The organism is Bradyrhizobium sp. USDA 336 (assembly GCF_044908355.1).
In the GTDB taxonomy this organism is placed as follows: domain Bacteria; phylum Pseudomonadota; class Alphaproteobacteria; order Rhizobiales; family Xanthobacteraceae; genus Bradyrhizobium; species Bradyrhizobium yuanmingense.
Genome location: NZ_JBIYDC010000002.1, coordinates 171,591 through 184,661, shown reverse-complemented (window position 1 = coordinate 184,661; position 13,071 = coordinate 171,591). Strand labels below are relative to the sequence as shown.

Below are 13,071 nucleotides of genomic sequence, written 5' to 3'. Positions count from 1 at the left end.
ATTGACTAAATCACCTGCTCCTCCCGGAGGAGGTTCGGAGGGGGTGGCCAGAAGCACCCGGCACTTGTGGCTGCCCCCTCTTTCTCTATTTCGCCCGCTATCCAGCCTGCATGGCCCGCGCCGCGGAACTGTGGCGGCAGATGAGGTCTGCCACATCGGAACCCGGGATCGCACCGTCGATCACCGCCCATTTTCCAGCCACCATCACCCGGTCGGCGCGATGCGCCCCGCACAGCACGAGCGCGGCGAGCGGATCGCCGTGGCCCGAGAAGCGCAGCTCGTCGAGCCGGAACAGCGCAAGATCGGCGGCCTTGCCAACGGCGATGTCGCCGAGTTCCGGCCGGCCCACACATGCCGCCGAGCCCTTGGTGGCCCAGCGCAGCGCATCCTTGTGGCTGACCTTCGTGACGCCATAACGCGCGCGTTGCAGCAGGAACGCGGCCCGCACCTCCTGCATCAGGTTGGATCCGTCGTTGGAGGCCGAGCCGTCGACACCAATGCCGATCCCGACGCCGGCCTCTTCCATGTCGCACACCGGGCAACAGCCCGACGCGAGCAGCTGGTTGCTGCACGCACAATGGCTGACGGTCGTGCCGGCCTTGCCAAGCCGTCTCATCTCGTCCGGATTGAAGAAAATTCCGTGGGCGAGCCAGGTGCGCGCATTGAGCCAACCGCATTGCTCGAGATAGTCGAGCGGACGGCAGCCATACATCCGCTGGCAGAAGCTGTTCTCGTCCTCGGTTTCGGCGAGATGGGTGTGCAGGCGCAAATCGAGCTTGTCGGCGAGATCGGCCGTGGCGCGCATCAGCGACGTCGTCACCGAGAACGGCGAGCATGGCGCGAGCGCAATCTGCACCATCGCATCCGCGCCGCGCTGGTGATGCTTGGCGACCACGCGGGCGCTATCGGCGAGAATGGTGTCCTCGTCCTGCACAACGCTGTCGGGCGGCAAGCCGCCGTCGCGCTGCGACAGGTTCATCGAGCCGCGCGTGAGCAGCACGCGCATGCCGAGGCGCTTCGCCACCGCCACCTCGATATCGACGGCGTCTTCGAGTCCGGGCGGGAAGACGTAGTGGTGATCCGTCGTGGTGGTGCAGCCGGAGAGCAACAGCTCGGACATCGCCACGGTGACGCCGAGCTCGAGCGCTTCCGGCGTCAGCTTCGCCCACACCGGATAGAGCGCCTGGAGCCAGGGGAACAGCTCGCGGTCCATCGCGGCCGGCAGCGCCCGCGTCAGCGTCTGGTAGAAGTGGTGATGGGTATTGATCAGGCCCGGCAGCACGACGTGTTCGCCCGCATCGAACACTGCGACATCGGCGGTTGCGGGCACACCGCCAGCCGGCACGAGCTCGACGATTCGGCCGCCCTTCACGACAATGCCGCGCTCGGCCCCGTCGGCGAGGATGGCCAGGGGATCCCTGATCCAGGTCGAACTTGCCTCAGTCATGATCCTGCTTCTCCTCACCCACGCTGACGGCGGACCTGCAAGGCCGAGGACGATTGCGTCCTTGCTTCGACTTGTTGTTGCCACTTGGCTCCCGTCTTGCAACACTTCGCTCGGACCATTCAACCGTCGGAAGCGTTGGCGCAGCCATGGACTTGAATACCATCACAGCCGTCGCCCATCCGCAAACGCGCGCGCAGCTGCCCGTTTGGACGGCAGGTGATGCTTGGCTCGCGGGCGGCACCTGGCTGTTCTCGGAGCCGCAAACGCATCTGACGCGACTGATCGATCTCACCGATCTGAAATGGCCGGCACTTGCGATCACAGAGAGCCACCTCTCGATCGCCGCCACTTGCACCATCGCAGAGCTCGATGGACTCGCCTGCCCCTCCGATTGGCTCGCAGCGCCGCTGATCAACCAGTGTTGCCGGGCCTTCCTTGCCTCGTTCAAGATCTGGAAGACGGCGACCGTCGGCGGCAATCTCTGCATGTCGTTGCCGGCGGGACCGATGATCTCGCTGACGTCGGCACTCGACGGCGTCTGCACCATCTGGAAGGCCGGCGGCGGTGAACAGAGGCTTCCGGTCACCGAATTCGTCACTGGCAACCAGCGCAATCGCCTGACGCCAGGCGACCTGCTCCGGCAGATCGACATCCCGCTTCCCGCGCTGAAGCGCCGTACGGCCTTCCGCCAGATCTCGCTGGCGCCGGTCGGCCGCTCGGCGGCGCTGCTGATCGGCAGTCTCGAAGCCGACGATACGCTGACACTCACGGTCACCGCGTCGACGGTGCGGCCAATCCAGTTGCGCTTCCCCAAAGCCCCGGACGCAAGCGCGTTGCGCGCCGCGCTCATGCAGGAGATTACCGATGATCTGTACCACACGGACATCCATGGCGCGCCACTCTGGCGCAAGCACATGACGCTGCGCCTGGCCGAGGACATTCGCGGCGAGCTGCTGGGAGCGATAACCGCATGAGTCTGGAGGTCAATGGCGAGGCATTTTCCCAGGAGCCGCGCGCCGGCCAGTGCCTGCGCACGTTCCTGCGCGAGCTTGGCCATTTCGGCGTGAAGAAAGGCTGCGATGCCGGCGACTGCGGCGCCTGCACCGTGCTGCTGGACGGCGAGCCGGTGCACAGCTGCCTGATCCCGGCGTTCCGGGCCGAGGGCCGCAGCGTGACCACGATCGAAGGCCTTGGCGGCGATCACGGCACGCATCCGATGCAGCAGGCCTTCCTCGATGCGCAGGGCTTTCAATGCGGATTCTGCACCGCCGGCATGATCCTGACCTGCGCCTCGCTGAACCAGGCGCAGCGCACCGATCTCGGCACGGCGCTGAAAGGCAATATCTGCCGCTGCACCGGTTATCGGTCGATCGAGGACGCGATCCTCGGCAAGACCAATGTCGAGGCGAGCGTCGAGGCCGGCGCCGCCTTCGGCCGCAGCCTGCCCGCCCCCGCAGGCCCCGACGTGGTCCGCGGCACGGCACGCTACACCTTCGACACCGCAATCGATGGTCTGCTGCACATCAAGCTGCTGCGCTCGCCGCATGCGCACGCCAGGATCGTCGCGATTGACAAGTCTGACGCGCTGAGCATTCCCGGCGTGCACGCTGTGCTGACGCATGAGGATGCGCCGTCCGTCCTGATCTCGACGGCGCGGCATGAGAAAGACTGGATGGACCCCGAGGATACCCGCGTCCTCGACGATGTCGTCCGGTTCATCGGCCAGAAGGTCGCCGCCGTCGTCGCCGAGACCGAAGCCGCCGCCGAGGCGGCGTGCCGCAAGCTGAAAGTCAGTTACGAGGTCCTGCCGGCGCTGATCGATCCCGAGCTGGCGATGGCCCCGGGTGCGCCGGTCATCCATCCCGACCGCACCACTGCGAACCGCGTTGCCGATGCCCAGCGCAATCTGGTCGCGGAGACGCATGGCGAGTTCGGCGATGTCGCATCGGCCCTCGCCACATCTGCCGCCACCTATGAGGCCACTTTCCACAGTCACCGTGTGCAGCACGCTGCGCTCGAGACCCATGGTGGCCTTGCCTGGCTCGATGATTCCGGCGTGCTCAACGTCCGCACCTCGACGCAAGTGCCGTTCCTGACCCGGCGTGCGCTGTCGGACATCTTCCAGCTCCCCATGGACAAGGTCCGCGTGTTCTGCGAACGCGTCGGCGGCGGGTTCGGCGGCAAGCAGGAGATGTTCGTCGAGGACATCCTGGCGCTTGCCGCGCTGAAGACTGGGCGGCCGGTCAAGCTGGAGCTGACACGCGAGGAGCAGTTCATCGCGACCTCGACGCGGCATCCGATGCGGATCCAAGTCAAAGCCGGCGCTGATGCGGGCGGCAAGCTCACTGCGCTCCAGCTCGACGTGCTCTCCAACACCGGTGCCTACGGCAATCATGCCGGCCCCGTGATGTTCCACGCGCTGGCCGAGTCCATCGCCGTCTACAATTGCCCGAACAAGCGGGTCGACGGCGTCGCCGTCTACACCAACACCGTGCCGGCAGGCGCGTTTCGCGGCTACGGCCTGCCGCAGGCGCTGATCGCGGTGGAAGCGGCGATCGACGAATTGGCGAGGCAGCTCGGAATCAGTCCCTACGAGATGCGCCGACGCAATATCGTGAGGCCCGGCGATCCCATGCTGTCTCCGCCGCCCTCCGAATATCACGACGTGCTCTACGGCTCCTACGGGCTCGACCAGTGCCTTGATCTCGTCGAGCGCGCGATGCAGGCCGATACCCCGCAGCCGGAGCTGTCGCCGGATTGGCTGATTGGCGACGGCATCGCGCTGACCATGATCGACACCGTGCCGCCGGCCGGCCACTTCGCCGATGCGACGATCGCGCTCAACGGCGACGGAGGCTTCGACCTCACCGTCGGCACGGCCGAGTTCGGCAACGGCACCAGCACCGTGCATCGCCAGATCGCGGCGACCACGCTGGCGACCACCGTCGACAAGATTCGTCTGCGCCAGTCCGACACCGCCCATGGCGGCCACGACACCGGCGCGTATGGCAGCGCCGGCACCTTCGTTGCGGGCAAGGCGACGCATGCGGCAGCCGTGCAGCTTGCGAGCGAGCTGAAGGCGGCAGCCGCCGGGGCCTGGCTGTGCGATGTGGAGACTTGCGCGCTCGATGCGGACTCCGTCGTCAGCGGCGTCCGCCGCATGCCTTTTGCGGAGCTGGCGAAGCTCGCCCGCGAGCGCGGCCGGCCGTTCGCAGGCAGCGGCACGTCCGGCGGCACGCCGCGATCGGTCGGGTTTAACGTGCAGGGCTTTCGCGTCGCGGTGAACAAGGCGACCGGCGAGCTCCGGATTCTCAGGAGCGTGCACGCCGCGGACGCCGGCATCGTCGCCAATCCCATGCAGTGCCGCGGTCAGGTCGAAGGCGGCGTGGCGCAGGCGCTCGGCGCTGCGCTCTACGAGGAGATGGTGATCGATGCGAGTGGGCGTGTCACCAATCCGAAATTCCGCGACTACCACCTGCCCTCTTTCGCCGACGTCCCGCGCACGGAGGTCTTCTTCGCCGAGACGTCCGACACGATCGGCCCGCTCGGCGCGAAGTCGATGAGCGAGAGCCCGTACAATCCGGTCGCCGCCGCGCTCGGCAACGCGATCGCGGATGCCACCGGCATTCGCTTCACCGCGCCGCCCTTCAAGCCGGACCGGCTGTTTCCGGCGCTCCATGGCAAATTTGGCTAGACGCACGTTTCGGGGGATACATCCATGAGCAACGACGTCCATCCCGTCGACGAGGTCCTGCCGGTCCCGCGCCTGCTCGCGCTCGGGCTCCAGCACGTCCTGGTGATGTATGCCGGCGCGGTCGCGGTCCCCCTCATCATCGGCCGCGCGCTGAAGCTGCCGCCGGAGGACGTCGCCTTCCTGATCAGCGCCGACCTGTTCGCCTGCGGACTTGTGACGCTGGTCCAGTGCCTCGGCTTCCCCGGCGTCGGCATCCGCCTGCCCGTGATGATGGGCGTGACCTTTGCGTCGGTCGGCCCGATGCTGTCGATGGCGGCTTCACCGGACATCGGCCTGCTCGGCATCTACGGCTCCGTGATCGCCGCCGGTCTGTTCGGCATCGTCGTTGCGCCGTTCGTCAGCCGGCTGCTGCCGCTGTTTCCTCCCGTCGTCACCGGCACCATCATTCTCATCATCGGCATCTCCCTGATGCGCGTCGGCATCAACTGGGCCGGAGGCGGCCTGCCGACGTTGACGAAGGTGGTCGACGGCGTTTCCGGCAGCTTTCCCAATCCGGCCTATGGGCAATTGCAGGGGCTCGGCATCTCGCTGTTCGTGCTGCTCTTCATCCTCGGCCTGATCAAATGGGGCAGCGGGTTTCTTGCCAACGTCGCCGTGCTGCTCGGCATCATCGCCGGCGCGGTGCTCGCGAGCATTCTGGGCGTGATGCATTTCGACAAGGTCGCCGCCGCCTCCTGGGGCGCACTCGTGATTCCCTTCCGCTTCGGCATGCCGCAATTCCACCTGGTGCCTGTCATCACCATGTGCATCGTCATGATCGTGGTGATGATCGAATCGCTCGGTATGTTCCTGGCGCTCGGCGAGATCACCGGCAAGGCCGTCGACCGCGAAGCCTTGAGCCGCGGCTTGCGCGCCGACGGGCTCGGCACGCTGCTCGGCGGCATCTTCAACACGTTTCCCTATACCTCGTTTTCGCAGAATGTCGGCCTCGTCTCGGTCACGGCCGTGCGCTCGCGCTGGGTGACGGTGACGGGCGGCTGCATCCTGCTCGTGCTCGGGCTCTTGCCGAAGCTCGCTGCGCTGGTGGAGGCGGTGCCGCTGGTCGTGCTCGGCGGCGCCGGCCTCGTGATGTTCGGCATGGTGGCGGCCACCGGCGCGCGCATCCTGGCCTCGGTCGATTTCCGCAACAACCGCTACAATCTCTTCATTGTCGCGATCTCGATCGGCTTTGGACTGATCCCGCTCGTTGCTCCCGGTTTTTTCCGCAATCTGCCGCACAATCTGCACCCGCTGCTGGAGTCCGGCATTCTGCTCTGCGCGGTCGTGTCGGTGCTGCTCAATGCCTTCTTCAACGGATTGAGCGGTGGCGCTGCCGCGGAGGCCGACGCGGCGTCGGCCGCCGCATCGGCACAGCATGTCTAAAGCGCGATGCGACTAGGATGAATCGTCGTCGTGCTTTAGGTTGTTATTTGAGCATGATCATGCTCTAGCTGCCGCGATAGGTCGAGTAGCTCCAGGGCGTGACCAGCAGCGGCACGTGGTAATGGCTTTCCGGCTCGCTGATCGCAAAGCGCAGCGGGATCTCGTCGAGGAACGGCGGATCGGACAGCGGCACGTTACGCGCGGCGTAATATTTGGCGACGCTGAAGCGCAGCTCGTAGCAGCCGATCGGCAGCGGACGGCCGCCGATCAGCGGCTGGTCGGTGCGGCCATCGGCATTGGTCACCGTGCGCGCGATGACGCGGTTCTCGCCAAGGCTCGCGAGCTCCACGAGCACGATCGGGATGCTAGGTGCGGGCTTGCCGATCTGGTTGTCCAGCACATGGGTCGAGAGCCGGCCGTGCACCTTCAGCCTGTCGTCGGCGGCGACCAGCTGGTCAAGCCGCAGCGCCGAGATGCGGCCGATCTCCTCGATCGCACGCCTTGTCTCGGTCTTGGCGATGTTGAGCAGCCGCGCCTCGAAGTCGCGCAGCACGGAATCCTTGGTGTGACGGCGCACACAAACGATGTAGGGGAAGCCGAACTTGTCGCGGTAGGCGTTGTTGGCCCGCTCGAACGCGGAATATTCGGCATCCGACAGCCGGTCGAGCCCAGCGCTGTTCTGCTCGTCGGTCGATTCCGCGGTGAGGCCCGCGGCGCGCTGCGTCTTGTTGGCGAGATCGGGATGCGCCCGGATCAGCGCCAGCTGCACGTCAGGCTCGGCACTCTGGATCGCGGCCATCAGCGCGGCGTGCAGCTCGTTGATGCCGGCGAACGGCCGCTTTGCCGCGAGCTGCTCGGCGATCCACGGCGAATATTCGACGACGTTGGCGAGCGCCGCGACGAAGTCGGCCGTGCTTGCAGCGTTGAGATCGGCGAGCGAAATCTGCGACATCATCTCACCCGATCTCGAATGCGTCGGCGGCAAGATGGGCGTGCTTCTCGTGCCAGTGCTGCGCGATCTGCAACCGGGTCGGCACCCAGACGCGCTCGTGCTTGCCGATATAGTCGAGGAAGCGGATCAGGCCCGCTGCGCGGCCCGGCCGGCCGGCGAGGCGGCAATGCAGGCCGACTGACATCATCTTCGGCGCGGTTTCGCCTTCCGCATAGAGGACGTCGAAGGCGTCCTTCAGATAAGTATAGAACTGCTCGCCCTCGGCAAATCCTTGCGGGTTGATGAACCGCATGTCGTTGGCATCGAGCGTATAGGGAATGATGAGCTGCTTGCCGCTGGCGCCCTTGACCCAATAGGGCAGATCGTCGGCATAGGAGTCGCAGAGATAGAGGAAGCCGCCCTCCTCCATCAAGAGACGGTTGGTGTTGATCGAGGAGCGCCCGGTGTACCAGCCGAGCGGACGTGCGCCGGTCGCCTCGGTATGCACGCGGATGGCCTCGGCGATCTCGGCGCGCTCCTGCGCCTCGGTCATGTCCTTGTGCTCGATCCATTTCAGGCTGTGGCTGGCGATATCCCAGCCCGCCTCCTTCATCGCAGCGACAATCTCGGGATTGCGCTTGAGCGCGGTGGCGACGCCGAACACCGTGGTCGGCCAGTTCCGCTCGTTGAACATCCGCCACAGCCGCCAGAAGCCGGCGCGCGAGCCATATTCGAACATGGATTCGATGTTGGCGTGGCGCTGGCCGGGCCAGGGCTGTGCGCCGAGCACGTCGGACAGGAAGGCTTCCGAGGCGCGGTCGCCGTGCAGGATGTTGTTCTCGCCACCTTCCTCGAAATTGACGACGAACTGCACCGCGACCCGTGCGTCGCCAGGCCATTGCGGATGCGGTGGGTTGCGGCCGTAGCCGCAGAGATCGCGCGGGTAGCGGGACTCGGTCACTCAGACTTCCTCGAAGCGGATCGGCAGCGCGCCCTTCCACAGCACGCTCTTGCCCAGCGTTGCGAGGTTCTCCAGGCCCGAGGTCAGCGTGATGAAATGGTTGCCGGCGAGTTGGCCCATCTTGCTCGCGAAGTGCACGCCGCCATAGGCCAGCAGGATCTCGGTTTCGCTGATGCCGCCGGGATAGAGGATGATCTGGCCGGGGGCGGGATAACTGGTGTGGTTCTCGTAGCCGACGCCGAAGTCGAGGTCGCCGAGCGGCATCCACACGCCCTCGCCGCTCCAGCGCACATGGATGATGTGGCTTTCGAACGGCAGCGCCTTGCGGAAGGCGGCGACGGTCTTGGGCGCCGCCTGCTCCTCGAAACGGGCATCGAAGGTGAAATCGCCGGCGCGGATAACGAGTTTGCTCATCTCATCTCTCTGGATCGGGGGGCGATGCGCCCCGCGGGGAACTTTCAGCAAAAAGCACTCCCGACCGTTTCGCGCAAGTGGCGCGGGAGGCTCTCGTATGAGTTGGGCACGCCACCCGGCCTGCCCGATCGCCTGAAAGCTCGGTGCCATTGAACCGGATTGCAGGAGGTGAGTCCACCGGCAGAATTGCCGGGCAAAGGGGCGCCGGCGCCAACGACGTCTGGCGCGCTCCAGCGCGACAATGCAGCTCTCCCGTGTCCCGGACAAGCTGCAGCGCGCAAGCGTTGCGGCGCAGAGCCGGGACCTAGGTAACGCGGCAATTGCGGATAGATGGGCCCCGGCTCGGCAGCGCATCGTCGAACCGGACGATGCTTCGCATCGCCGGGGGGACGCTGCGCTGCGTCCGGGGCACGAGAGAGTGTAGCGCTCGCACTCTCCTCCTCGTCGTTGCGAGGAGCCCTTGCGACGAAGCAATCCAGATTCCCGCCGCGGAAAGATTCTGGATTGCTTCCGCCTTCGCCAAAGGCTTCGGCGGACAAGTCGCTGCGCTCGCAATGACGGAGTGTGAGGCGACGCTGCGTTCTCCAAGTAACACTTGTCGTTCCCTACGAAGGCGGGCGATGACAGCGAGGGGGCTACAGACGTGCGTACTCGGCCTCGCGGCGCATTTCGCCCGAGCTTTGCTTGGTCACTTCACCCTCTTACCCAAGAGGGCGCAGGGAAGGCCGGGTGCCGGCGGCACCCGCGGTCCGCTGCGCGAAAAGCACACGCAGGAAGAACCGCACAGCAGCATACAGGTGAAGCCCAACACACGGCCTTCCCTGCGCGATGGTCGGACGGCTTATGCCGCGCTCTCCCGGTAGCCGAGTTCCCTCTGGCCTCCCTCACTCCCGCGAAAGTCACCGGCACCGCGCCGGTTGACGCCAATGCCGCATTCGCCAGAGCTTGACCGTAGCAACGACGGCCAGGACCACACGGTTTTACCGTACGCGCGGTCCGTTGGCGCCGCAGGGTTCGACGGCGTTGTGCACGTTGCCATCGAAATGCCGGCGCGACGAACCTGACAGCGCCGCTCGTCCGTACGAAGCTTAGGGCTCACGGAGAGCAATCCGCCCTGCCCTCAGCTCTCGTACACGACGCTGCCGCGTCCACCGCAAGCCCGGCTCGCGACAATGACGACCTCATGATCGCCCCTCGAGATTGAGCCGGGATGGGCGACACATACGTCATTTCCGAATTTCGGTAAATCGGAATATTTTTATGCGGGCAGGTTGACAGAGAAGCGAAACACCCTGCTCTCGTAGCCCGGATGGAGCGCGAGCGTAATCCGGGACAATTTCGAGACGCCGGGCGCCGGCCCCGGATTACGCTTCGCTCCATCCGGGCTACGGTAGATGGGATTCAAACGCTCCCCGGCTCGTACAATCCGGGGCTTCCGGGCTCCGGCCGCTCAGTATGGTGCGTAACGATAGCCCGGATCGTAGTAGTAGCCGGAACCGCCGTAGTAACCAGGGCCGCCGTAGTAACGCGGGCCATAGCCATAATAATAGCGGTTTTCATAATATTCGCGGCGGCGGCTCTCGGCGATCGCGCCTCCGATCAGACCTGCGGCCATGCCCATGAAGGCGAGACCCGCGGCATTCGGCCCGCGTCGATGATAATGGCGACGCCGGTGTGCGCTGAAATCGGTGACGTCGGAGGCAGCCTGGCCGGCAACGGCCGCATTGACGGCCGCCTTGACGGCCGGGCTTCCGGCCGAAGCCGCTGCAGACGGGGATGCGGAAGCCGCAATCAGGGCGAGGCCTGCGAGCGCGACCACGATCGTGTTGCGGCCGGCTGCGGAAATCACGGGTCCAATACTCATGTTCGAATTTCCTCTGTTCTCGCCCAAAGAAACATAAGCAAACGATCTATAATCCGCAAACCACTGAAATGGTTTCATGATCGCGGCGATCTGCCACGCTTTGAACGATTGTAAATCCTGAACGATCAGACCCAGCTTGAACCAGCCAACCTGAGCGGTTAATGAACAGCCGCGCCGTTTTCGGCCGCCGTAAGCGTTTACGTGAACCAACGCATCAACCGACGCCGTCGGGATCGATGCCATTTTCCAGGTTCAACGAGATCGACGCGTCCTTTCCTAGAGAAACCAGATGATTGTGGTTCGCAAACTACCGGCGCGCTATGCGCCGATCGTGACGCCATTCGTGCTGTCCATCCTCATGACGGCGGTGGTATCGGTCATTTCGACGCTGCGGAGCCTGGGGGCAACGCCGGCGTTCCTGGCGACCTGGCCGGGCGCCTGGGGACTGTCCTGGCTCGTCGCCTTCCCGACCCTGCTCGTGGTCTTGCCGCTGGTCCGCCGGGTCGTGGCCTGGCTCGTCGAGGCGCCACCCGGCCGGTAACCTCGCCTACGACAGCGCCCCCAGCACGCCTCTTGTCGCCTTGTCGATTTCCTCGACATAGCGGCGGCGGGCGAAGCTCTCGGTGAGGAAGCCGACAACCTTGCGGCTGTCGGTGGAATCGACCACCGCCAGCATCTCCGCCTCGGCTTCGTCGAACACCGCCATCGCCGACTTCACGTTCATTTCCGGGATCAGCACGATGTCGATCAGGCGGGCGAGCTCGATCACCTGGATGTCGTCGGCGATGGTGTCGAGGTCGCTGGAGAACAAATCGGGCAGCAGGACGAGGCCGATATATTCGTCAGCATTGTTGACGATGACGATTCCCGGCCGCGAGCCGAGCGCGAACTCGCGGCGCGCGGCGGCGATCGTCGTGGTCGAGGGCACCTTGCCGACGTCCGAGCGCATCAGGCGCTCGACCGTGAGATTGCGCAGCCAGCCGACGTCGTTGGCGCTGCGGATGGTCTCGCCGCGCAGATGCAGGCGCCATGTCGAGAACGAATGGCCGAACATGAAGCGCACGCAGATCGAGGTCACGATGCAGCCGGCCAGCACCACGGCGGTGACGTCGACGTTACGTGTCATCTCGAGCACGAGGAACGACATCGTGAGGGGGCCGCCGACGATGGCGACGCCGAGCGTCGCCATGCCCGTCAACATCGCCACCAGCGGATCGATCGCGAAGTTCGGGCTGATGAGCAGCAGCACCGCGGCAAAGAACTTTCCGATCAGGCTGCCGACGAACAGCGAGGCGAAGAACAGGCCGCCGCGAAAGCCGGAGGCGAGCGAGATCAGGCAGGCCGTCACCTTCAAGGCGATGATCAGCGCGATCAGGCCGATCGTCATGTCGTGGAAGAGATCGAGCACCATGGCGCCATGGCCGGCCGCGAGAACCTGCGGCGTGATGATGGCGAACCCGCCGACGATGAGCCCGCCGATCACAGGACGCAGCCAGACCGGCATCCAGGCGAACAGCCGCTCGAACATCGGCGAGGAGCGCATCACGGCGATGCCGACGCCGCTGGTGATGAGGGCGAGCCCGATCAGTGCCAGATATTGCTCGACGCCGACGGCGCTGACCTTCGGTATCTCCAGCGAGTATGGCGCGCCGCCCAGCCATTGCGCGGTCAAGGCGCCCGCGAGGGAGGCGGCGAGGATCGGCGCGGCACTGCCTACGGCATAGACGCCGACGATCAGCTCGCAGGCATAGAAGGCGCCGGTGATTGGCGCGCCGAACGCCGCCGCGATCGCCGCCGCGGCCCCGCAGCCGACCATCAGGCGCAGATCGTTGCGGCGGAGATTGAAGAATTTGCCGATCAGCGAGGCGATGCCCGAACCGATCTGGGTGTAGCCCGCCTCGAGGCCGACGGAGGCGCCGCAGCCGTTCGAGATCAGGGTCTGGCCTGCGACCACCCCGCTGTCGCGCATCGACAGATTGCCGCCCCGCAGCGCGTTGGCCTCGATCGGATCGACCGCGTTCGATATCTTCATGCGCCGCCGCGACCATTCCATGATTCCGAGCGCCAGCCCGCCGAGCGCAGGCGCGATCAGTGCCGCCCATGGGCTGACGCTCGCGTGGGCCGACAGGTGGACGTCAATGGGAATGCCGTAGATCACGACATGCGCGATCTGCGCGATGTGGGCCATCAGCGTCACGACCGCGCCCGCGAGCGTGCCGATCACGAGCGCCAGCGGGATCAGGTAGAACTCGTTGCTGCGCAGCAGGGCGCGCAGCCGAACCATGGTGCGGTTCGTCTTCTTGCGATCGACGAGATGTTTGATCCGCACTAACACCGT

At 65.6% G+C, this 13,071-nt stretch carries 10 protein-coding genes; 4 read left to right on the top strand and 6 right to left on the bottom strand.

What is annotated here, in order from left to right; all coding sequences use genetic code 11:
* Positions 1-97 precede the first annotated feature (97 nt).
* Complete coding sequence (locus tag ABIA45_RS01590; RefSeq protein WP_404650932.1) at positions 98-1,447, bottom strand: 8-oxoguanine deaminase; 1,350 nt, start codon at positions 1,445-1,447, stop codon at positions 98-100.
* 146 nt (positions 1,448-1,593) lie between these two features.
* Between ABIA45_RS01590 and ABIA45_RS01585 the strand changes: the two genes are divergently transcribed.
* From ABIA45_RS01585 to ABIA45_RS01575, 3 genes are read left to right on the top strand one after another with little or no spacing between them, the layout of a single operon-like run.
* Positions 1,594-2,421 carry an FAD binding domain-containing protein gene (locus ABIA45_RS01585; protein ID WP_271544185.1) on the top strand — a complete coding sequence of 276 codons (828 nt, stop codon included), beginning with the start codon at positions 1,594-1,596 and terminating at the stop codon, positions 2,419-2,421.
* Positions 2,418-5,141: a molybdopterin-dependent oxidoreductase gene (locus ABIA45_RS01580; protein WP_404650931.1), complete on the top strand. Its 2,724-nt coding sequence runs from the start codon at positions 2,418-2,420 to the stop codon at positions 5,139-5,141. The genes ABIA45_RS01585 and ABIA45_RS01580 overlap by 4 nt, the downstream gene beginning before the upstream one ends.
* Before the next feature lie 24 nt (positions 5,142-5,165).
* A complete protein-coding gene (locus ABIA45_RS01575; RefSeq protein WP_404650930.1) occupies positions 5,166-6,563 on the top strand; it encodes a nucleobase:cation symporter-2 family protein in 1,398 nt (465 codons plus the stop codon).
* A gap of 64 nt (positions 6,564-6,627) precedes the next feature.
* On the opposite strand, the gene uraD is transcribed toward ABIA45_RS01575, so the two are convergent.
* The 4 genes from uraD to ABIA45_RS01555 form a co-directional block, all read right to left on the bottom strand.
* The gene (gene uraD / locus ABIA45_RS01570; RefSeq protein WP_404655598.1) at positions 6,628-7,515 is read right to left on the bottom strand and encodes a 2-oxo-4-hydroxy-4-carboxy-5-ureidoimidazoline decarboxylase; all 888 of its coding nucleotides are present in this window, start codon (positions 7,513-7,515) and stop codon (positions 6,628-6,630) included.
* Positions 7,516-7,519: 4 nt separating this feature from the next.
* Positions 7,520-8,455 (bottom strand): allantoinase PuuE, encoded by a 936-nt coding sequence (gene puuE, locus ABIA45_RS01565; RefSeq protein ID WP_404650929.1) that lies wholly within the window; start codon positions 8,453-8,455, stop codon positions 7,520-7,522.
* The gene (locus ABIA45_RS01560) at positions 8,456-8,869 is read right to left on the bottom strand and encodes a DUF3830 family protein (protein WP_036045261.1); all 414 of its coding nucleotides are present in this window, start codon (positions 8,867-8,869) and stop codon (positions 8,456-8,458) included.
* Positions 8,870-10,319: 1,450 nt separating this feature from the next.
* Positions 10,320-10,976, bottom strand: a complete 657-nt coding sequence (locus tag ABIA45_RS01555; protein ID WP_404650928.1) for a hypothetical protein — start codon at positions 10,974-10,976, stop codon at positions 10,320-10,322.
* 46 nt (positions 10,977-11,022) lie between these two features.
* On the opposite strand from ABIA45_RS01555, the gene ABIA45_RS01550 reads away from it, so the two are divergent.
* On the top strand, positions 11,023-11,274 hold the full coding sequence (locus ABIA45_RS01550; protein WP_157283880.1) for a DUF2798 domain-containing protein: 252 nt from the start codon (positions 11,023-11,025) through the stop codon (positions 11,272-11,274).
* Positions 11,275-11,280: 6 nt separating this feature from the next.
* Here ABIA45_RS01550 and ABIA45_RS01545 read toward each other — a convergent pair whose 3' ends face one another.
* The gene (locus tag ABIA45_RS01545) at positions 11,281-13,068 is read right to left on the bottom strand and encodes a chloride channel protein (RefSeq protein WP_128263305.1); all 1,788 of its coding nucleotides are present in this window, start codon (positions 13,066-13,068) and stop codon (positions 11,281-11,283) included.
* Positions 13,069-13,071: the final 3 nt, after the last annotated feature.

What these genes read in the sequence shown, in the direction of transcription:
- ABIA45_RS01560 (WP_036045261.1), bottom strand. Translation starts at nt 8,869, where the DNA reads ATGAGCAAACTCGTTATCCGCGCCGGCGATTTCACCTTCGATGCCCGT.
- ABIA45_RS01590 (WP_404650932.1), bottom strand. Translation starts at nt 1,447, where the DNA reads ATGACTGAGGCAAGTTCGACCTGGATCAGGGATCCCCTGGCCATCCTC.
- ABIA45_RS01575 (WP_404650930.1), top strand. Translation starts at nt 5,166, where the DNA reads ATGAGCAACGACGTCCATCCCGTCGACGAGGTCCTGCCGGTCCCGCGC.
- ABIA45_RS01585 (WP_271544185.1), top strand. Translation starts at nt 1,594, where the DNA reads ATGGACTTGAATACCATCACAGCCGTCGCCCATCCGCAAACGCGCGCG.
- ABIA45_RS01580 (WP_404650931.1), top strand. Translation starts at nt 2,418, where the DNA reads ATGAGTCTGGAGGTCAATGGCGAGGCATTTTCCCAGGAGCCGCGCGCC.
- uraD (WP_404655598.1), bottom strand. Translation starts at nt 7,515, where the DNA reads ATGTCGCAGATTTCGCTCGCCGATCTCAACGCTGCAAGCACGGCCGAC.
- ABIA45_RS01555 (WP_404650928.1), bottom strand. Translation starts at nt 10,976, where the DNA reads ATGGCATCGATCCCGACGGCGTCGGTTGATGCGTTGGTTCACGTAAAC.
- ABIA45_RS01550 (WP_157283880.1), top strand. Translation starts at nt 11,023, where the DNA reads ATGATTGTGGTTCGCAAACTACCGGCGCGCTATGCGCCGATCGTGACG.